This window comes from Kribbella koreensis, assembly GCF_039525325.1.
Taxonomy (GTDB): domain Bacteria; phylum Actinomycetota; class Actinomycetes; order Propionibacteriales; family Kribbellaceae; genus Kribbella; species Kribbella koreensis.
Map to the genome: position 1 here is coordinate 162,353 of NZ_BAAAHK010000013.1, position 18,210 is coordinate 180,562.

Consider the following 18,210-nt stretch of genomic DNA (forward strand, 5'->3'; position numbering starts at 1 on the left):
GCTCACGCGCCCCAGCGTAGGCCGGGGGTGTTCACTGGGGCGTCCCAGAGGCGTACCAGTTCGTCGTCCACCTTCAGCAGGGTGACCGAGCAGCCGGCCATCTCGAGCGAGGTGATGTAGTTGCCGACCAGCGAGCGCGCGACCGTGATGCCGGCGCGGTCCAGCAACTGCTGCACCTCGTTGTACATGAGGTAGAGCTCGAGCAGCGGCGTACCGCCCATGCCGTTGACGAAGGCGATCACCGAATCACCTTGCTGGTAAGGCAGATCGGCAACCACGGGATCAACGAGCAGGGCAGCGATGTCCTTGGCCGGTGCCAGCGGCAACCGTTTCCGGCCGGGTTCACCGTGGATGCCGATGCCGACCTCCATCTCGTTCTCGGCCAGCTCGAAGGTCGGCTTGCCGGCGGCCGGTACGGTGCATGACGTCAGCGCCATCCCCATGCTGCGGCCGTTGTCGTTGACCCGCTTGGCGAGGTCGGCGACCTGCTGCAACGGCATGCCTTCCTCGGCCGCGGCCCCGACGATCTTCTCCAGCAACACGGTCACGCCGACCCCACGGCGCCCGGCCGTGTAGAGGCTGTCCTGCACCGCGACGTCATCGTCGGTGACGACGGACAGCACTTCGACACCGGCATCGGCCGCAGCCAACTCCGCCGCCATCTCGAAGTTCATCACGTCACCGGTGTAGTTCTTCACGATGTGCAGTACGCCGGCGCCCGCGTCGACCGCCTTCGTCGCCGCCATCATCTGGTCCGGCACCGGCGAGGTGAACACCTCACCCGCACACGCCGCATCCAGCATCCCGAGCCCCACGAACCCACCATGCAGCGGCTCATGCCCCGACCCACCACCGGAAATCAGCCCGACCTTCCCCGATCTGGGCGCTTCCTTGCGATAAACGATCCGATTCTCCAGATCCACCCGCAGGCGATCCGGATGCGCCGCGGCCATCCCACGCAGCGCTTCACTCACAACATCGGCAGGGTCGTTGATGAGCTTCTTCATGCCACCCATCTGAGCACACCGAAGGCGTTTCGGGGAGCCCCTACCGATCGTTGCGTACAGGGTCCTTGGGCTCGGTGGAGAGCGGCCCGTAGACCGCGGTCAGCCGCGGATAACGCTCCGCCATCACTTCCACACTCTCCTCGAACCGCACCCCAGCCAGATCCTCCTGGAACTCCCCCCCGTCCCGCTCCGGCAGCGCGTCCCAGATCTCTGTCCCCACCAACTCCTCGAACACCACCGCCGCAACCCCGGCATAGACCTCGGCTTCACCGAGCTCCTCCTGGTCGTCGAGCCCGGCCTCCACGATCGAGTCGGGATCCGCCCGGAAGCGCTCGTACGTCGTCCGGCCCTGCGCGATCACCCAGGACCGGAAGTCGGTGAAGGTGTCGTCGCCGACCCAGCCGAGCATCACCGTGGCGGCACCGCAATGCTCCCAGCTGTAGATCGCCCGGCTGGCTTCGGTGAAGGCGGCGTCGAAGGCGACGACCTGGTCCTGGCCGAGCTCGAGCAGCGCGTCGCCCAGTTGCTCGGCCTGGTCTTCCAGGGATCCGTCCGACGCCTCGCGGGATGCTTCGACGATCGACCAGAAGGTGGTGTCGTCCATCAGTCCTTCGGGCGGAGCAACGGGCGGACTACCTCGCGGGCGTCGTGGATGCGGGACTTGATGGTGCCGAGCGGGGCGCCGACCTCGGCGGCGATCTCCTCGTAGGAGAGTCCGTAGACGTCTCGTAGTACCAGCGGGGTCACCATCTGGGGGCGGTCGCGCTCGAGGGTCTCCAGGGCTTCCAGGAGGTCCAGGCGGGTGCCGGCGATGACGCTGGTGGTACGCGGGTCCGGCTTGTCCATCTGCTCGGGGTTGTGCGCCGCCTGGGCGGTCCGCTTCAGCTTGCGGTACGTCGAGCGGGCCGAGTTCGCCGCGACCGAGTGGACCCAGGTCGAGAAGCTGCTGCGACCGGAGTACGTGTGGATCTTGGTGGCGACGTTGAGCAGCGCCTCCTGAGCCGCGTCCTCGGCGTCCGCGGAGTACGGCAGCACGCTGCGGCAGATCCGCAGGACGCGCGGGTAGACCAGTCTGAGCAGGTCGTCCATGGCGTTCTTGTCACCTGCGGCGGCACGCTCGGCCAGGACGGCCAGTTCGTCGGTCGGGCTGCTGCTTTCGCTCATCTGCGCCTTCGTTGTCTTGGTCCCCAGGGCGTAGGACTCCGCGTGCACCATAATGCCTTGTATGGGGGTCCCATCCAGACTAGGCCGGTACGTCGTGCGCCGCCGCCTGGGCTCAGGCGGTTTCGCCACCGTATGGCTGGCGCACGACGAGCAACTTGACGCCGAAGTGGCGGTCAAGGTGCTGGCGGACAACTGGGCGCATGACGACTCGGTCCGCCGCCGCTTCCTCGAAGAGGGGCGGTTCCTGCGCCGGGTCGAATCCGAGCATGTCGTCCAGGTCCACGACGTGGGGGAGCTGGAGGACGGCAGACCGTTCCTGGTACTCACGTACGCCGACCGTGGCACGCTCGCTGACCGGCTCAAGAAGGAGCCGCTCGCGCTGGAGCCGGCGATCGGGGTCATCGTCCAGGTCGGGCGTGGCCTGCAGGCGCTGCACCGGCGTGGGCTGCTGCACCGGGACGTGAAGCCGGCCAACGTGCTCTTCCGCAGTACCGACGACGACGGCGAGCGCGCCGTCCTGTCCGACCTGGGCCTGGGCAAGTCGCTCGACGAGGTGTCGAGGATCACCATGCCCGGCGGGACTCCGTCGTACGTCGCACCCGAGCAGGCGATGGGGGAGCGGCTCGACCAGCGCGCAGACCAGTACTCCCTGGGCGCGGTCGCCTACGCAGCGTTGACCGGCCGGTCCCCGCACCAGGTGGACGGCCTCGGCGCTGCCGGACGGGTCAAGGCAGCCCCGCCACCCAGCTCACTCGGCTTCACCGTCCCCGACCGCGTCGATGCGGCGATCGTCCGTGCCCTCGACCCGGACCGCGAGAAGCGCTGGCCCGACATCGAGTCCTTCACCCGAGAACTCGTCGGCGGCCTCGACGAAACAACCCAGAACTTCATCGCCTCAGTCGGTACTCCGGTAGCCGCGCTGGCGACGATCGCATCGAGCTCCCCGTCCGCGGGCGCGGTCTCCGCCACGGACGAGACCGAGGTAGGCGAGAAGACCGCCCTGAGCGAGTCGAACGCCCCGACCGTCATCAAAACCGGTACGACGACGGTCGCTGCCGACGCCGCGGGCAACCCAGTGGCCGACACCGAAGCTGCCGAGGAAACCACCGCAGCCGCCGGCACAACGACCGCTGCCGCACCCACCGGCACAGCTGGAACAACTGAAGCCTCCCCGGCCCCCACCAATGCTGCCTCGACCAGCGACCCCGCAGTGGCCTCGCCGCCGCGTCGGCGCCGGGGGCGGTGGGTGTTGGCTGCTGTGTTGGCGTTGGTACTGGGGGCCGGTGCTGGATTCGGAGTGCAGCGGTATCTGGAGACGACGAGCGAGTTCGCAAAGATCACCAAGGACCACTTCTCCGTGAAGACGCCGCGCAACTGGATGGGCGTCGTCTCCGCCTCGACCTGGCTCCCGCCGGGCTCTCAGCAGGAACGCCAAGCCCTGCTGGTCAGCAAGAACACGAACTGGAGCAACCCGAACAACGACACCCCGGGCGTCTTCATCGGCCAGCTGGCGACCCCCTTCAGCCCGTCCAAGGTGCTGGTGGACCCGAAGAAGTACGGCTGCACCACGGTCGGCAACCCGACCACCACGACCGAGGGCGCGAAGACCTACCTGGACCAGATTTCGGAGAATTGCGGAAACGGCACTACGCTGCTCCAGCGAGTAGTCAGCACGGGGAATGACAACTCGCTCCTGATCCAGGTCCAGGTGCCTGGATCCGAGCGCGACAAGGCCGTTCAGGTGGCCGAGTCGGTCACCTTTACCAGCTGAAGGATCCCCCGTGAGAGTTGTCGTCGCCGAGCGACTCCGTCCGTCCCCTGCCTTGGTCCAGTCGAGCCGCCGCCGCTTCTACCGCCTACGCTCGGCGATCTTCCGCACCATCTGGCCCGTCGACGCCTGCTGACTCAACGGTCACCCAGGTGACCACGAGCCCGAGCAGCCAAAGCCCGGCCCCGATCCATGCCAACTGGTGTAACCCACGGATGAACCCTTCATCCGTGGGACGCCCGGCCACCGCACCGTAGAGGCCGATCCCAACCGCCCCGACCGCCTGCCGAGCCGTGTTGTTGACCCCACTCGCCAGTCCGGCGTACTGCGACGGCAGCGACCCGATCGCCGCACTGACCACCGCGGCGGTCAGAAAGCCCATCCCGAGCCCCAACCCAAGCTCAACCGGTACTACGGCCGCATACCCGCTATGCGCCCCCACCAGCAGCAAGCAGACCGACCCACCAGCGCCCAAGACCAGCCCCGCACTCATAGGCGCCCGCGGCCCGAATCGCGCCGTCACCCGACCCGCCACCGGCCCAAGTACCGCCAGCGGGACGAACAGCGGCAGCATCTCCAGACCCGCCCTCAGAGCACTGTGCCCCAGCCGCTCCTGCAGGTAGAGCGTCATCACCAGCACCGTCCCCAGACCCACGAGGTTCATCAGCCCTGCGACCAGGTTGCTCCCCAGGAACCCAGTGGTCAGCCGCGGCCGCCGCAAGTGACCGACAGGCCGCTGCCGCCCTGCAGGTCGCCAGCGGACGAACAACCCGTCAGCCGAGCTGGCCGGCTCGCCGCCGAGGCCGGTTCCGCCGAGCCGTCGCCGCGCGACACCGAACTCCACTGGCAGACCTGTCCGGCTGAGATGAAGCGCCAGGCCCGGGCCGCCATGCACGCACAACCCTCGCGAACAGCTCCAACACGCCGAGGTAAGCGGTTGCCCCACCGAGTTAGGCGTGCACCCCGCTCCGGCCGTTGCCGCCGGCAACCTCCGCGGAACCCGCGCGCCCCGGGACCTGGTCGGCGGGATCAGCCGGTACGCGATAGGCAGCGCCAAACCGATCACCGGCAGGTTGACGAGGAACACCGCCCGCCAACCCAGCGCATTGACCAGCGCACCACCGAGCAGCGGCCCAGACGGAAGGGCCAGCGCCCCAGCCCCGGCCCAGAGCCCCATTGCCCGCGCACGCGCGGCAGCATCGGCGTACAGGCTGGTGATGAGTGCCAGGGTGCCCGGGAGCAGCAGGGCAGCGCCTACTCCTTGGACCGCGCGCCAAGCGATCAGTAGCTCGATAGAGGGCGCTGTGCCGCACGCCAGCGAGGCCAGGCCGAACACACTCAAGCCGGCCAGTACGACCCTGCGATGGCCGATACGATCGCCCAGCATCCCGCAGAGCAACAGCAAGCCTGCCAGCGCGAGCATGTAGCCGTCCACGACCCACTGCTGCCCGGCAAGCCCGGTGTGCAGGTCCATCCGTACAGCAGGCAAGGCGACGTTGACGACCGTCACGTCGAGCTGGATCAGGAAGATCCCGACACAGAGCACTGCGAGCACCATGGCTCCACCTTGGTCGCGAAACACTACGACCCGGCCCGAAGTATCGCGGTGCCACCATGGATCCATGGAGCACACCGGCGACGCAGACGTGGCCAGCGCAGCCGCCCTGCTGGCCGAGCCGGCTCGTGCGAAGGTACTGATGGCGCTGGCCGACGGACGCGCCCTGCCGGCCTCCCTGCTCGCCACCGAGGCAGGCGTAGCTCCCCAGACGATCAGCTCCCACCTACGCAAGCTCCTCGACGGCGGGCTGCTCCAAGTCGAGCAGTCAGGCCGCCACCGGTACTACCGGCTGGCTGGACCAGAAGTAGCGGCCGCCGTGGAAGCAGTAGCCAGGATCTCCAAGCCGCAGCCGGTCAAGTCCCTTCGCCAGAGCACCCGCGCCGCTGCCCTCCGCGAAGCCCGCACCTGCTACGACCACCTCGCCGGTCGACTCGGAGTCGACCTGCTAGAAGCCCTGGTACGCCGTAACGCCCTGGTCCGCACAGACGGTGGCTCCGGCGCCGAGCGACGTCCCGACGACCCACTGGCCCAGCAACTTCCCGACTGCCCCTACGCCCTCGGCCCGGCCGCCACCGACATATTCGGTGCCCTAGGCATCGATCTCACCGACACCACCTCAACCCGCCGGCTCCTGCGCTGCTGCGTCGACTGGAGCGAACAAAAACACCACCTGGCCGGCCGCCTAGGCGCCGCCGTCACCAACAGCCTCCTGGCCCGAGCCTGGCTCGAACGCCGCCCCTACCCACGCGCAGTCACCCTCACCACCACAGGCGAACAGCACCTGTCCCAACTCCTCCCACTCAGCTGAGCTGCCGCCGGGTGGGCAGCCGTCAGTTGAGCTGCCGCCGACTGCGTGGCCGTCAGTTGAGCGGTTCGTCCGAACGCGTCGCCGACTCGGAGGCGTGGTCGAGGATGTCGGCCAGGGCTGACTTGTCCTGGGGGAGGCCGGTGACAGCGATCTCCAGCATGCACAGGCCTTCGTCGTCGGCGACCCAGCGGATCATCCCGAGCTTGAGGGTGTTGTTCTCCGGGTCGGCGTAGTTGTAGGTCAGCGTCGCGTTCTTCGTCGCGGGATCGACCTCGTGGGTCAGAACCGTGACCATCTTGTCCGCCGCGAGCGCCTTGAACTGGGCGATCCGGGCCTTCATCGAGTCCTCGGGCGGCCGGGTGATCTTGAAGCCGCCCTGGATCCGGACCGCGCGCCGGCGTTCCGGCTCGTTGAACTTCATGTCCTTGGGCGGGTCCAGCAGGGTCATCTCCCAGTTGCTGGGCACCCGCACGCTGACCTGTGACCTGACCACGCTGGTCACGTAGAAGACCCGCGTCCGATAGCGGATCTCGTCCGCCTGCAACGGATCGCTGTTGTCCTGCTTGAGCTTTCGCGGCGGCGTGGACGGCGTCGTCGAGGGGGTGGTGCTGACGGAAGCGCCGGCCAGCGGCGCGGCCGCAGTACCGGCTGATGCCTGCTGTCCGGTTGTCGCCAGGCCGAGCCCGTAGCCCCCTGCTCCCCCGAGCAGGGTGACTGCGAGCAGGCCGGAACCGAGCAGCGCGCGTCCGACACCCCTTCCGGCCACGCCCACCCCTCCTAACGGTCCGCCCCCGATACGTCTATGACACCGTAGACGGTCAAAAGGTTGCCGATGAATTCCTGGTGCCCGATCGGGCGCTCGAATCAGCCCGGAGCAGGCGCTGGTCAGTCCCGGACGCGGACCGACGCGGTGGCCTCGGCGAGGATCTTCTCCAGCACCTTCTGCTCCTTCGGCAGGCCGGTGACGCTCATCGAGATGGTCGCCACGTCGCCGTCGCCGGTCGCGACGAACCGGACGATCACGTACCGCGTGGTCGCCCCCGGGATGTAGGTGTAGACCAGCGTCGCCACCGGCCGCAGCTTGCCGTCGTCGTCCTTGACCTGGCCGACGCCCTGGTACAGGGGCTGGAGGTCGTTCTGGTACGGCTGGCTGGACTGGAGTTGCGTCATCAGGACCTCGAGCGAGTCCTTCACCGACTGCTCGGGCGACAGCGCCGACTGCACCCGGACCGCGCGTTCGCCCGACGGGTCGACGAACCTGACCTCGGACGGCTTGTCCTTGGTCGGGTTGAGCACCCAGCCGGCCGGCACCCGGATCGACAACCGCACCTGACCGGCCACGTCCCCGGTGACGGTGAAGTTCCGGGTCTTGAACTCCAGGTCGTCGAGGTTCAGCGCCTCGAGCGGATTCGGCTGCGGCGTCTTGCGGATCAACGGGACCGACGGCGTCGACGACGGGGTCGGCCCGGGAGTCGGCGAGGTCGCCACATTGGCCGGCAGCGGTCCGGCGTACCCAGGAGCGGTGACTTGTCCGTCCAGCCGTTGGCCGCCGAGGTATCCGCCGCCCGCGCCGATGAGCGCGAGCAGCACGATGCCGCTCACCAGGACCGGAGCCTTCATCCGTGCACCAGGTCCCAGAAGGCCAGTTCGAAGCGCAGTACCCGGTCGAAGGCCAGCGTCATGGCCGGCGTCAGCGGCTCGCGGTCGACCAGATCGGCCAGCTGGTCGACGTACGCCGCGAACTCCGGCGACGACCAGTTCGCGATGAATCCGGCGTACTGCGTATCGGGCCCGGTCGTGTCGCGAACCGACGCCCAGGCGTCGTAGTACGCCTTCTCGACCGCGTAGAGCACAGTGATCCCGACCGGCCAGCCCTCGTCGACCGAGGTGAACAGGTACGCCGAGTAGCCCAGATTCACCAACGACGGCTCGACGGAAAGGTCGACCCCGCGCTCGGCAGCAGCCGCCTCGAACAGCGCGAGCTCCGGCACGAGCCCGGCCAGCCCACCCGCGAGTACCTTCCTGGCCTCGTCGTCAGGTGCCACCGCGGACAGCGCTTCGAGGTACCGCTGGAACGACCGGACGAAGAAGTAGTCCTCGGCGATCCACCGGTCGAAGGTGGCCTTGGGCAACGAACCGGCGGAGGTCCGGGAGACGAACGGGTGGTCCAGGATCCGCTGCCAGGCGGCTGCCTGCGCGGTCAGCAGGGCACGGGTGGTCTCGGGCACCTCGCCATCTTCTCAGGCAACTACCAACGCGACCCTACTGAAACCTTTCAAGAGTAGATCTCGATCCGGTCGAGGCTGATCACGGTGTTGCTGGAGGACCCGTTCCTGGTCCCGGTCACCCGCACCTTCAGCGTGTGCGGACCGTTGGGCAGCGTCGGGCTGACGTAGACGAGCTGCTCGCCGACCCGGATGGAGCTGTAGTAGTCGATGCGCTGTTCGGCGCCGCCGTCGATGGAGATGCCGGCGATGCCGTTGCCGGTGTCCATCACGCTGAGCAGGGCGATCTTGGTGCCGGTGAAGCGGATCGTGGCCGATGCGTTGAGCTGGTTGCTCCAGTGGTCGTTGCCCCAGAAGCACTGGTTGCCGCAGCCCGAGCCGGACGACCAACTGCCGGCGTACTGGACCTGGTTCTGGCCAGTGCCGACGTCGGTGTCGTTGATGACCGAAGTGGCGGCTCCGGGGTCGCCCGACGGAAGGTTCTGGGTCGCGCCGGCAGCGAGTGGGCTGCCGAGGTTCGGCGTACCGTCCGCGTTCCAGCTGATCTTCTGCACCCGGGCGGTCCGGAAGGCATACGTATAGGTGCTGGTGTTCTTGCCGTGGTAGGCGATCCAGTCCTCGGTACCGTCCGGCGACTGGAAGAACGAGTGGTGCCCTGGTCCCCAGACGCCGGTGGAGTCGTTGCGCGAGAAGATCGGCCCCGGGTGCTGGACCCAGTTCGCCGCGACCATCGGGTCGGCGCCGTTCGCGATGCTCTTCATCCACAACTGGTAATCCGGCTTGCCGGTGTCGCAGGTCGAGTACGTGAGGAACGTCCGCCCGTTGCGATACAGCGGCGTCGGACCTTCCCGTACTTCGCTACAGCCGCCGTCCGCGGGGATCGCGACGCGGGCGCCGGTCGCCGTCCAGGGGTTGCTCATCCGGACGATGTAGAGCTGCGCCGGCCCACCCTGACCGCGACCCGGGCCGGTCCAGACGAAGTACTGCTGACCGTTGTGGGTGATCGGCTCGCCATCGATCGCGTACTCGCCGAAGTCCGCGATCTTCGCCTTGAAGCTGTACGGCCCGGTCGGGTCGTCGCCGGCCGACTCCAGCACGTACATCCTGTGGTTCGCGTCGACGCCGTCGGAGGCGGTGTAGTAGATGTACCAACGGCTGCCGACATGGCGGAACGCCGGCGCCCACATCTGGGTGTTCCGGCTCGGATCGGTGTCGCGCCAGACCACCTTCTCCGGCGCGACCAGCAGTGTGGCCAGGCTCGGTGACGACCAGATGCCGATGTGGTCGCCGGTCGTGGTCGCCACGTGGTACTTGCCGCCGTAGTAGAACAGCGACGGATCGGCACCTGGGTTGACGGGGTTGCGGAAGGTTTGGGTTTGGACCGTCTTCACGGGTTTCTCCAGTACCGGCGCGGAGGTGGCCGGTAGTGCGGTCAGCAGGACGGCGGCGGCGAGCGCGGCCGAGAGCACAGCGGGGCGGATGTACCTCATGGTTGGTTTTACAACGATGGAAGTGGGTTTGTGAACCATTCACACCAGGACAAAATGGTTGGCCAGGATCCGCCGCGAGTGGAACCGTGGAGATCATGGGGGACGTCCTAGACCGCATGAAGCTCAAGGTTCGCGTGGTGCACTACCACCGCGGCGACGTTGACTGCTGGTACGCCGACATCGACGACGCCGACGACCGCCAGCCCGACGACCCGTACTGGTACGTCGACGGCTGCCGCACGCAGGCCGATGCGCTGTCCGCCGCCTGCACCCAGCTCGCCGCCTTCGACCAGGCCGTCGCGGCCGGCGCCTACCCGGTCCGGCTGAGCGACCGCGGCCTCGCCGCCTGAGTCAGCCGCCTGGCTGCGGTCCTGCCTAGACCTCCGATGTCCTGGGCGGCGGCCGGTCGCAATGGTTGCCAACACCCCCCCATCGTCTCGCTGAGTAATTGGTTGCTCACTACACGCATCACTGGCCAAGACTGGGGCGGAGCCAATAATCTTTACCAAGATTTAGGCGTGACGTCCGCGCGAGCCGTTCGTTGATCTGTCAGACAACGTGCCGATCAAGATCGGATCTCCTGGGGACTTGTCACCGAATCGACTGGGGAAAGGCTCGCCCGTGCACAGATTCAACCCACCGCCCAGCTGGCCCGAGCCGCCGACGGCTGCGTGGCGTCCGCCGGTCGGCTGGGAGCCCGACCCGGAGTGGCCGGACGCTCCCGCGGGCTGGGGATTCTGGCTCAACCGGCACGGCCGCAAAGCCAGTGGACCGATCGGCGCGTACGGCGCCGTCGACGCCGGCCGCCTCGAGCTGGCCACCGCGGACCGCTCGCTCCTACTGATGCACGGCTGAGCCGACACTGCGCGTTCCTGATCACCGCACCGTCTTGATGTGCGGAATTGTTCTTACTTGATCGGCCGATGTGTGATTGCCTTGATTCATGAGCATCAGCATCGGTGTGGTCGGAGCCGGCCAGTTCGCCCCCTCGTTCCTGCGACTGTGGTCGGCGCATCCTGACGTCAAGGACGTCCGGCTGACCGACGTGGTGCCCGAGCGGACGGCCGAGCTGGCCGCCAAGCAGGGCGTCTCGCTCACGTACCAGTCGTTCGAGGAGATGCTCGCCTCCGACGTCGACGCGGTGGCGATCTTCACCCAGCGCTGGCTGCACGGCGAGATGGCGATCCAGGCGCTGGAGGCCGGCAAGCACGTCTACTCGACGGTGCCGATGGCGATCCAGGCCGACCAGATCGCGCGGATCATCGAGCTGGTCAAGGAGACCGGCCTGACCTACATGATGGGCGAGACGAGCTTCTACTACCCGTCGTCGGTGTACTGCCGTCAGCGGCTCGCGGCCGGTGACTTCGGCCGGGTCTTCTACGCCGAGGGCGACTACGTCCATGACATGGACCTCGGGTTCTATGCGGCGTACCAGTACAGCGGTGGCGAGGACTGGAAGAAGACCGCGTCCTTCCCGCCCATGCTCTACCCGACGCATGCCGTCGGCAACGTGTTGTCGGTGACCGGCCAGCACGCTACGCATGTCTCCTGTATCGGCGTCCAGGACGACCGTGGTGACGGGGTGTTCGACAAGGAGATCAGCGACTTCGACAACGACTTCAGCAACGCGACGGCGCTGTTCAAGCTCGCCGACGGCGGCATCATGCGGACCAACGAGATGCGCCGGGTCGGGTACCCGTCGCACATCCGGGAGTCGCGGCTGCGCGTCTTCGGCACCGAGGGCAGCTTCGAGCAGCTGGCGACGACGACGCTGTGGCAGAACAAGCAGGGTGTCGAGGACATCTCGGAGCTGATGGAGACCAAGCCCAGCGGCTCCCTCGACGACGCCGATCTCGCCAACGTCGACCCGGCGCTGCGCGATGCCTTCCGCTCCGGCCTCTCGCCGGTCCACGACCGCGACCGGCTGCCGGCCGAGTTCGCCGGTCTGCACAACGGCCACGAGGGCTCGCATCACTTCCTCGCCGACGACTTCGTCCGCGCGGTCGCCGACAAGACGCTCCCGCCGGTCAACGCCTGGGTCGCCGCTCGGTACACGCTGCCCGGCATCTACGCCCACCAGTCGGCCCTTCAGGGCGGCGTACAGCTGGAGATCCCGGACCACGGTGACGCTCCGGCCTGAGGTCTACTGTTCGTAGACCTTGCGGAGGCGGACGGACATCGAGTTGTCGAGGTGCTTGGTCATCGCGGCTTCGGCGGCGGTCGGGTTGCCGTCGATGATGGCCTCGACGATCTGGCGGTGTTCGACCAGGACCTCGGGGCCGGTGTCGCGGTCGTAGTGCAGGCGGAAGATGTGCAGGTGGCAGTGGGTCCGCTGGAAGGCGAGGCGGACCTGCTCGCTACCTGACAGTCCGGTGATGAGGGTGTGGAACCGGTTGTCGTGCGCTGTAAGCGACTTGTACCCGGCGTAGTCGACTGCGGTTGGTTCGACCGCGGTCGCGAGCTCGGCCGTCAGCTGCTCGCGTCCGGCGTCGTCGATGAGCTCGGCGGCGCGGCGTGCTGCCCATGGCTCGAGGAGTAGGCGGAAGCGGTACAGGTCGTCGAACTCCGCCAGGGAGAGCAGGGGAGTGGCGCGGTAGCCCTTGAGCGGCTCTTTGTCGGCCAGGCCCTCCGACTCGAGTCGCGCGAGTGCCTCGCGGACCGGCGTGGACGAGACCTGGAAGTCGCGCGCGAGACCGTCGATCGAGATCCGCGCCCCCGGCCGGATCGCGTGGTCCATCAGCATCGTCTTGATCGCCTCGTAGACGTCGTCCGCCAGCATCTGCCGCCGGAGCAGTCGCCGATCCGGCGCCTCCGCGACGGGCTCCCTCGTCTGGGCAAGCGGCGCCGCCGTCGGTCGCACTGTCGGGTCCATCGGGCCCCCTTCTCCAGGGAGTGGTCGTGCCCTTGACCCAGGCCGCGCAGTTCGGCAGGGTGGCACTGGTAATCATGCATCATGCACGATTCCAGCCCGACCAGCCAGCCGGAGGCGGAAACGATGCTCAGGTTCGACGAGATCGGCGTACTGCCCGAGCCGGGCGACAACGTCGCCATCTCCTCGCGCCGCCTCGAGACCGGCACCGTCATCGACTTCGCCGGTACGCCGGTGACGCTGCCGCACACCGTCCTCGAAGGCCACCGCTTCGTCGCCCGCCCGGTCGCCACCGGCGAGCCGTTGCTCTCGTGGAACACCCCCTTCGCCCGAGCCCTCCGCGACCTGGCGATCGGCGACTACGTCTGTACGCCGACCAGCCTCGCCGCCGTATCGGCCCGAGGAGTCGAAGGCCTCCCCGCCGAGCCCAGCGCCGAGAACGAGCCGCTCGATCCGTACGAACTCGACGAGTCGGCGCTCAACCTCGGCCGCCAGGTGACGTCGGTCGAGCAACCCGGCACGTTTCTCGGCTATCCCCGGGAGCAGGGGCCGGCCGGGACGCGCAATCACGTCGTACTGATGGCGACGAGTTCCCGCAGCAGCGGGTTCGTGACTGAGCTGGCTCGACGGTTCGGCGACGGATTCGTCGTACCGGTGGCTCATACCGAAGGCGGCGAGGAAGGTACGCCGAACAACCTGTCCTTCCTGCTGGCCACGTTGGCCGGCTTTGCGCTGAACCCCAATGTCGGCGCGGTGCTGATCGTCGACACCGAGGGCGAACTCGTCTCCGGGCAGGCGATCAAGGACTTCATGGCCGAGCACGGGTATCCGGAGATCCGGGTGCCGCATGCGTACTTCACCAGGCGCGCCGGCTTCGAGGCGGATCTCACCGCCGCGGGCCGGTTGGTCGAGCCCTGGTTGCCGATCGTCGCCGCGCAATCGAGGCAAGAGGTACCGCTGGCGGATCTGTGGATCGGGTTGCAGTGTGGCGGGTCAGACGCGTTCTCCGGAGTCAGTGCGAACCCGTTGTCGGGCGCGGTCGCACGCGAGGTGATCCGGCATGGCGGCATCGCCGTACTGGCCGAGACCGACGAACTGATCGGCGCCGAAGGCTACGTCCTCAAGAACGTCAGAGACCTGCCGACGGCCAGAAGATTCCTCGAAACCGTTCAATCATTCAAGGAACGCGTCGGCTGGCACGGCCACACAGCCGAAGGCAACCCGTCCGGCGGCAACGTCTACCGCGGCCTCTACAACATCGTCCTCAAGTCCGTCGGCGCCGCCCGCAAACTCGACCGCGACGTCCGCCTCGACCACGTCATCGACTACGCCGAACGGATGCCCGGCCACGGCTTCGTCTTCATGGACAGCCCCGGCAACGACCTCGAATCCGTCGCCGGCCAGGTCGCCAGCGGCTGCAACCTGATCTTCTTCACCACCGGCAACGGCTCGATCACCAACTTCCCCTTCGTCCCCACCCTCAAGTTCGTCACCACCACCACCCGGTACGACCTGCTGCACGCCGAAATGGACGTAGACGCCGGCCGCTACCTGACCGGCACGCCCATGGACGAACTGACCGACGAAACCTTCGCTCTAACCGTCCAGGTAGCCTCCGGCCAACCCTCCGCCGGCGAACGCGCAGGCCACAGCCAAGTCTCCATCTGGCGCAACTGGCGCCAAACGGCCCCCCGCCCCGGCATCTCCATCACCCCAGACGGTCGCACCACCCGACCCCTGACCGACCTCCCACCCGAAGACCGCGACGCCCCCCTCCCCGGAACTCCGCTAATGCTTGCCGCCTCCGCCGGCTCGCTCGGAGATGGGGTGGAGGCGGCGCCCGCCCCCGAAGCGCCAGCCTCCGGCGCCGCCCAGCTCGCCTCCGGCGGTTCTGCGCCGCCGGGCGCGGTTCGGTTGTTGCGGGTTGATGAGCGCGTTGTGCCTGAGGCTGTTGGGTTGATTCTCCCGACCAGCTTGTGTTCGGGGCAGATTGCTTTGCGGCTTGCTGCTCAAGGGGAAGTGGAGCGGTGGGCGGGGGATGCGGTGACCCGGATGGTTGCGTTGCCGCATACCGAGGGGTGTGGGTCTAGCGGGGGAGCGTCTGAGGAGACCTTCGCTCGGACGATGCTCGGGTATCTGTTGCATCCGAACACCCGGATGGCGTTGTTGCTTGAGCATGGGTGTGAGAAGACGCATAACGACTACTTCCGGTCGCGGCTGGTGGAGGCCGGTGCGGATCCGTCGCGGTTCGGGTGGGCGAGCATCCAAGCCGATGGCGGGCTCGACGCCGTCACCGGGCGGGTGCGCGACTGGTTCGGCAGCTTCACCCTGGACGCACCCCAGGAGGTACAGAGCACCCTGGGCGAACTCACGATCGCCCTCGAAGCCCGCGGCCCGCTGACCACCGAAACGGCAGAAGCACTTGCCCTCACAGGCCGCGAGATCGTCGGTGCAGGAGGCTCAGTGGTGCTGTCCTCGCGAGGCGCACTCCTCAACGACGAGCGATTCCGGTACGCCGCCTTCGGCTCCATCACCCCGATCGGTCCGACCATCGCCCACGGCCAGCGCTTCACCGCGAAGGGCTGGCACGTGATGCGGATGCCCGGCACCGACTGGATGGAGACCGTCACAGGCTTCGGCGCCGGCGGCGTACAGCAAGTACTGGCCCACGTAGCCAGCGGCACCCTGTCTGCCCAGCGCTTCGTCCCCGTCATCGAATTCAGCAGCGACCCCGAAACAGTCGCCCAGTACGGCGACGACCTCGACGCAGTCGCCTCAGGCAACGCGAGCGAACAGGCAGCCGTAGCACTCGAAACCCTGGCCGCCGTAGCCAGCAGACAGCAAGTACCGAAGGCGGTTGCCTCAGGCAACGTCGGCTTCCAGATCACCCGCGGCCTCCTCGGCACCTCGATGTGACCCACGAAAGGTGGAACCAAATGCATTTGGTCCGGTACCTGCTCCCGGGACAGCGGCCGCAAGCCGGCGTCCGAACCGATGACACGGTGGCACCGGTTCAAGGGATCGCCACGATGGCGGAGCTCCTGCGCCTGAGCGCGGACGAGCTCCGCTCAGCGACGGATCACCGCGCGGACGGCGTACCGGTAGCCGATGTAACCCTGCTGCCGCCCCTCGACGGCCGCGGCGAGGTCTGGTGCGCCGGCGTCACCTACGAGCGATCCCGTGGCGCGCGGATGGAGGAGAGCACCGAGCAGTCCGTGTACGACCGCGTGTACTCCGCAGAACGCCCCGAGCTCTTCCCCAAGTCACCCGCCTGGCGCCTCGTCACCGACGGCGAGCAGATCGGCATCCGGGCCGACTCCGGTCACGACGTACCGGAGCCCGAACTCGCCGTCGTCGCGAACAGCCACGGCGAGATCGTCGGCTTCACCATCTGCAACGACGTCTCCTCCCGCTCGATCGAGGGCGAGAACCCGCTCTACATCCCGCAGGCGAAGGTGTTCGCCGGCGGCTGCGCCCTGGCGACCGGGATCCGCCCGGCCTGGGAGGTCGTGGACCCGAAGAACCTGACCATCGACCTCGCGATCCGCCGCGACGGCGCCGACGTCTTCACCGGTACGACGTCCACGAAACAGCTGGTCCGTGAGCTGGCGGACCTGATCGGCGTACTCTTCGCCGGCAACGAGTTCCCCGACGGCGTGATCCTGGCGACCGGTACCGGGATCGTGCCGGAACTCGACTTCGCGCTGCGGGCCGGCGACGAGGTGGCCATCTCGATCAGCGAGGTCGGCACGCTGACGAATACGGTGGCAGTCGGCCGGGAACCATTCGCCTTCCTGGCGGCGCAGACTCTGGAGGAGACCCGATGACCCCCGACACCACTCCCGCTGAACTCGAGCAGGCACTCAGCGACGCGGCCGCTGCCGCCGGACCGCTGGCCGCGGCGGAGCCCGGAGTACGAGCCGGGTGGATCCGCGCGGTTGCCGACGCGCTCGACGCCGCCGCGGACGAGCTGGTACCGATCGCGATGCGCGAGTCGTCGCTGCCTGAGGCGCGGTTGCGGGGTGAGGTCGCGCGCAGTAGCGGCCAGCTGCGGATGTTCGCCGACGCGCTGGCCGAGGGGTCGCTGCTAGAGATCATCATCGATACGGCCGACCCGCAGGCCAAGCCGGTACCGCGACCTGACCTGCGGCGTGTGCTGGTACCGCTCGGGCCGGTGCTGGTGTTCGCCGCCAGCAACTTCCCCTTCGCGTTCAGTGTTTGTGGCGGCGACACCGCGTCGGCGCTTGCGGCCGGCTGCCCGGTTGTCGTCAAGGCGCATCCTGGTCATCCGGAGTTGTCGGTGCGTACGGCCTCGGTGATGATCGACGCGCTGGATGCCGCTGGTGCGCCGGCTGGGACGCTGGGGTTGATCCAGGGGTACGACGTGGGTGTGACCGCGTTGAAGGATCCGCGGATCACCGCGGCCGGGTTCACCGGGTCGGTGCCGGCGGGTAAGGCGCTGCACGAGATCGCGGTGACGCGGCCCGAGCCGATCCCGTTCTACGGAGAACTCGGCAGCCTCAACCCGGTCTTCGTCACCCAGGCGGCAGTCGATGCCCGAGGCAACGAAATCGCCACCGGCTATGTCGGCTCGTTCACCCTTGGTGTCGGGCAGTTCTGTACGAAGCCAGGCCTGCTCTTCCTGCCGGCCGGCCACGGTCTGTCGGACAAGCTGATCGAAGCAACCGGTGGTGTCGCCGAAGCCCCGATGCTCAACGACCGCATCGCCTCCGGCTTCTCCTCCGGCCTCGACCGCCTCCGCAAGGTCGACGGCCTCCGGGTGTTGAGCGACGGCCCCGCAACCCTCCTGGGTACGACGGTCAGCGAACTACTCGACCGCCGCGAAGAAATCCTCGAAGAATGCTTCGGCCCCGTCTCCATCGTCGTCGAGTACTCGTCCGTCGACGAGCTGACCGCCGCGGTGGAAGCCTTCGAAGGCAACCTCACCGCCACCCTCCACGCCGAAGATGCGGACACCGACCTGGCCCGCACCCTCCTCCCACTCCTCACCGCCCGAGCGGGCCGAGTCCTCTGGAACGGCTGGCCAACCGGCGTAGCCGTCTCCTGGGCCCAACACCACGGCGGCCCCTTCCCGTCCACAGTGGGCTCCATCCACACCAGTGTCGGCGTCACCGCAGCCCGCCGCTTCCAACGCCCAGTCACCTACCAAGACACCCCCAACGCAGTCCTCCCCGAGGTACTACGCAACGCCAATCCCACTGCCATCCCCCGCCGAATCAACGGCGTCATCACCACCGCCGAAGTACCCAGCTGACCCACCTGCCGCCAACCCCTGCGCTGCAACCACCACGGAGGTTCCC

At 67.9% G+C, this 18,210-nt stretch carries 17 protein-coding genes; 8 read left to right on the forward strand and 9 right to left on the reverse strand.

The annotated features are described in order from the left end of the window. Nucleotides 1-2: 2 nt before the first annotated feature. Genes dhaK through ABD116_RS24915 form a run of 3 tightly spaced genes read right to left on the reverse strand, consistent with a single transcriptional unit; the run spans nucleotide 3 to nucleotide 2,171 of the window. Complete coding sequence (gene dhaK, locus ABD116_RS24905) at nucleotides 3-1,007, reverse strand: dihydroxyacetone kinase subunit DhaK (protein WP_343974860.1); 1,005 nt, start codon at nucleotides 1,005-1,007, stop codon at nucleotides 3-5. 40 nt (nucleotides 1,008-1,047) lie between these two features. Beyond that, nucleotides 1,048-1,611 (reverse strand): DUF4240 domain-containing protein, encoded by a 564-nt coding sequence (locus tag ABD116_RS24910; protein ID WP_343974863.1) that lies wholly within the window; start codon nucleotides 1,609-1,611, stop codon nucleotides 1,048-1,050. Next, nucleotides 1,611-2,171, reverse strand: coding sequence for an RNA polymerase sigma factor (locus ABD116_RS24915; protein WP_343974866.1), 561 nt, complete (start codon nucleotides 2,169-2,171; stop codon nucleotides 1,611-1,613). The genes ABD116_RS24910 and ABD116_RS24915 overlap by 1 nt, the downstream gene beginning before the upstream one ends. 61 nt (nucleotides 2,172-2,232) lie before the next feature. On the opposite strand from ABD116_RS24915, the gene ABD116_RS24920 reads away from it, so the two are divergent. Next, the gene (locus ABD116_RS24920; protein WP_343974869.1) at nucleotides 2,233-3,942 is read left to right on the forward strand and encodes a serine/threonine-protein kinase; all 1,710 of its coding nucleotides are present in this window, start codon (nucleotides 2,233-2,235) and stop codon (nucleotides 3,940-3,942) included. 85 nt (nucleotides 3,943-4,027) lie between these two features. Here the strand turns inward: ABD116_RS24920 and ABD116_RS24925 are convergent, their stop codons facing one another. Beyond that, the gene (locus ABD116_RS24925; protein ID WP_343974872.1) at nucleotides 4,028-5,497 is read right to left on the reverse strand and encodes an MFS transporter; all 1,470 of its coding nucleotides are present in this window, start codon (nucleotides 5,495-5,497) and stop codon (nucleotides 4,028-4,030) included. Between the two features lie 64 nt (nucleotides 5,498-5,561). Between ABD116_RS24925 and ABD116_RS24930 the strand changes: the two genes are divergently transcribed. Then, on the forward strand, nucleotides 5,562-6,305 hold the full coding sequence (locus ABD116_RS24930) for an ArsR/SmtB family transcription factor (protein WP_343974875.1): 744 nt from the start codon (nucleotides 5,562-5,564) through the stop codon (nucleotides 6,303-6,305). Between the two features lie 52 nt (nucleotides 6,306-6,357). Here the strand turns inward: ABD116_RS24930 and ABD116_RS24935 are convergent, their stop codons facing one another. The 4 genes from ABD116_RS24935 to ABD116_RS24950 all read right to left on the reverse strand — a co-directional run bounded on the left by ABD116_RS24935 (nucleotide 6,358) and on the right by ABD116_RS24950 (nucleotide 10,020). Continuing rightward, nucleotides 6,358-7,071 (reverse strand): hypothetical protein, encoded by a 714-nt coding sequence (locus ABD116_RS24935; protein ID WP_343974878.1) that lies wholly within the window; start codon nucleotides 7,069-7,071, stop codon nucleotides 6,358-6,360. A gap of 119 nt (nucleotides 7,072-7,190) precedes the next feature. After that, nucleotides 7,191-7,925: a hypothetical protein gene (locus ABD116_RS24940; RefSeq protein ID WP_343974881.1), complete on the reverse strand. Its 735-nt coding sequence runs from the start codon at nucleotides 7,923-7,925 to the stop codon at nucleotides 7,191-7,193. After that, nucleotides 7,922-8,533: a TenA family protein gene (locus tag ABD116_RS24945; protein WP_343974884.1), complete on the reverse strand. Its 612-nt coding sequence runs from the start codon at nucleotides 8,531-8,533 to the stop codon at nucleotides 7,922-7,924. The genes ABD116_RS24940 and ABD116_RS24945 overlap by 4 nt, the downstream gene beginning before the upstream one ends. A gap of 47 nt (nucleotides 8,534-8,580) precedes the next feature. After that, nucleotides 8,581-10,020, reverse strand: a complete 1,440-nt coding sequence (locus ABD116_RS24950) for a family 43 glycosylhydrolase (RefSeq protein ID WP_343974887.1) — start codon at nucleotides 10,018-10,020, stop codon at nucleotides 8,581-8,583. A 95-nt stretch (nucleotides 10,021-10,115) separates the two neighbouring features. On the opposite strand from ABD116_RS24950, the gene ABD116_RS24955 reads away from it, so the two are divergent. The 3 genes from ABD116_RS24955 to ABD116_RS24965 all read left to right on the forward strand — a co-directional run bounded on the left by ABD116_RS24955 (nucleotide 10,116) and on the right by ABD116_RS24965 (nucleotide 12,160). Further along, nucleotides 10,116-10,370, forward strand: coding sequence for a hypothetical protein (locus tag ABD116_RS24955; protein WP_343974890.1), 255 nt, complete (start codon nucleotides 10,116-10,118; stop codon nucleotides 10,368-10,370). A 271-nt stretch (nucleotides 10,371-10,641) separates the two neighbouring features. Beyond that, entirely contained in the window at nucleotides 10,642-10,875 is a 234-nt protein-coding gene (locus ABD116_RS24960) for a hypothetical protein (protein ID WP_343974893.1), read from the forward strand. A gap of 88 nt (nucleotides 10,876-10,963) precedes the next feature. After that, complete coding sequence (locus ABD116_RS24965; RefSeq protein ID WP_343974896.1) at nucleotides 10,964-12,160, forward strand: Gfo/Idh/MocA family protein; 1,197 nt, start codon at nucleotides 10,964-10,966, stop codon at nucleotides 12,158-12,160. Between the two features lie 3 nt (nucleotides 12,161-12,163). Here the strand turns inward: ABD116_RS24965 and ABD116_RS24970 are convergent, their stop codons facing one another. Next, complete coding sequence (locus ABD116_RS24970) at nucleotides 12,164-12,892, reverse strand: GntR family transcriptional regulator (protein WP_343974899.1); 729 nt, start codon at nucleotides 12,890-12,892, stop codon at nucleotides 12,164-12,166. An 81-nt stretch (nucleotides 12,893-12,973) separates the two neighbouring features. On the opposite strand from ABD116_RS24970, the gene ABD116_RS24975 reads away from it, so the two are divergent. From ABD116_RS24975 to ABD116_RS24985, 3 genes are all read left to right on the forward strand, one after another. Then, entirely contained in the window at nucleotides 12,974-15,805 is a 2,832-nt protein-coding gene (locus ABD116_RS24975; protein WP_343974902.1) for a UxaA family hydrolase, read from the forward strand. 113 nt (nucleotides 15,806-15,918) lie between these two features. Beyond that, nucleotides 15,919-16,716, forward strand: coding sequence for a fumarylacetoacetate hydrolase family protein (locus tag ABD116_RS24980; protein WP_343974905.1), 798 nt, complete (start codon nucleotides 15,919-15,921; stop codon nucleotides 16,714-16,716). Continuing rightward, entirely contained in the window at nucleotides 16,713-18,164 is a 1,452-nt protein-coding gene (locus tag ABD116_RS24985) for an aldehyde dehydrogenase (NADP(+)) (protein ID WP_343974908.1), read from the forward strand. Before ABD116_RS24980 ends, ABD116_RS24985 begins: the two co-directional genes overlap by 4 nt. Nucleotides 18,165-18,210: the final 46 nt, after the last annotated feature.

What these genes read in the sequence shown, in the direction of transcription:
- dhaK (WP_343974860.1), bottom strand. Translation starts at nt 1,007, where the DNA reads ATGAAGAAGCTCATCAACGACCCTGCCGATGTTGTGAGTGAAGCGCTG.
- ABD116_RS24910 (WP_343974863.1), bottom strand. Translation starts at nt 1,611, where the DNA reads ATGGACGACACCACCTTCTGGTCGATCGTCGAAGCATCCCGCGAGGCG.
- ABD116_RS24915 (WP_343974866.1), bottom strand. Translation starts at nt 2,171, where the DNA reads ATGAGCGAAAGCAGCAGCCCGACCGACGAACTGGCCGTCCTGGCCGAG.
- ABD116_RS24920 (WP_343974869.1), top strand. Translation starts at nt 2,233, where the DNA reads ATGGGGGTCCCATCCAGACTAGGCCGGTACGTCGTGCGCCGCCGCCTG.
- ABD116_RS24925 (WP_343974872.1), bottom strand. Translation starts at nt 5,497, where the DNA reads ATGGTGCTCGCAGTGCTCTGTGTCGGGATCTTCCTGATCCAGCTCGAC.
- ABD116_RS24930 (WP_343974875.1), top strand. Translation starts at nt 5,562, where the DNA reads ATGGAGCACACCGGCGACGCAGACGTGGCCAGCGCAGCCGCCCTGCTG.
- ABD116_RS24940 (WP_343974881.1), bottom strand. Translation starts at nt 7,925, where the DNA reads ATGAAGGCTCCGGTCCTGGTGAGCGGCATCGTGCTGCTCGCGCTCATC.
- ABD116_RS24950 (WP_343974887.1), bottom strand. Translation starts at nt 10,020, where the DNA reads ATGAGGTACATCCGCCCCGCTGTGCTCTCGGCCGCGCTCGCCGCCGCC.
- ABD116_RS24955 (WP_343974890.1), top strand. Translation starts at nt 10,116, where the DNA reads ATGGGGGACGTCCTAGACCGCATGAAGCTCAAGGTTCGCGTGGTGCAC.
- ABD116_RS24965 (WP_343974896.1), top strand. Translation starts at nt 10,964, where the DNA reads ATGAGCATCAGCATCGGTGTGGTCGGAGCCGGCCAGTTCGCCCCCTCG.
- ABD116_RS24970 (WP_343974899.1), bottom strand. Translation starts at nt 12,892, where the DNA reads ATGGACCCGACAGTGCGACCGACGGCGGCGCCGCTTGCCCAGACGAGG.
- ABD116_RS24975 (WP_343974902.1), top strand. Translation starts at nt 12,974, where the DNA reads ATGCACGATTCCAGCCCGACCAGCCAGCCGGAGGCGGAAACGATGCTC.
- ABD116_RS24980 (WP_343974905.1), top strand. Translation starts at nt 15,919, where the DNA reads ATGGCGGAGCTCCTGCGCCTGAGCGCGGACGAGCTCCGCTCAGCGACG.
- ABD116_RS24985 (WP_343974908.1), top strand. Translation starts at nt 16,713, where the DNA reads ATGACCCCCGACACCACTCCCGCTGAACTCGAGCAGGCACTCAGCGAC.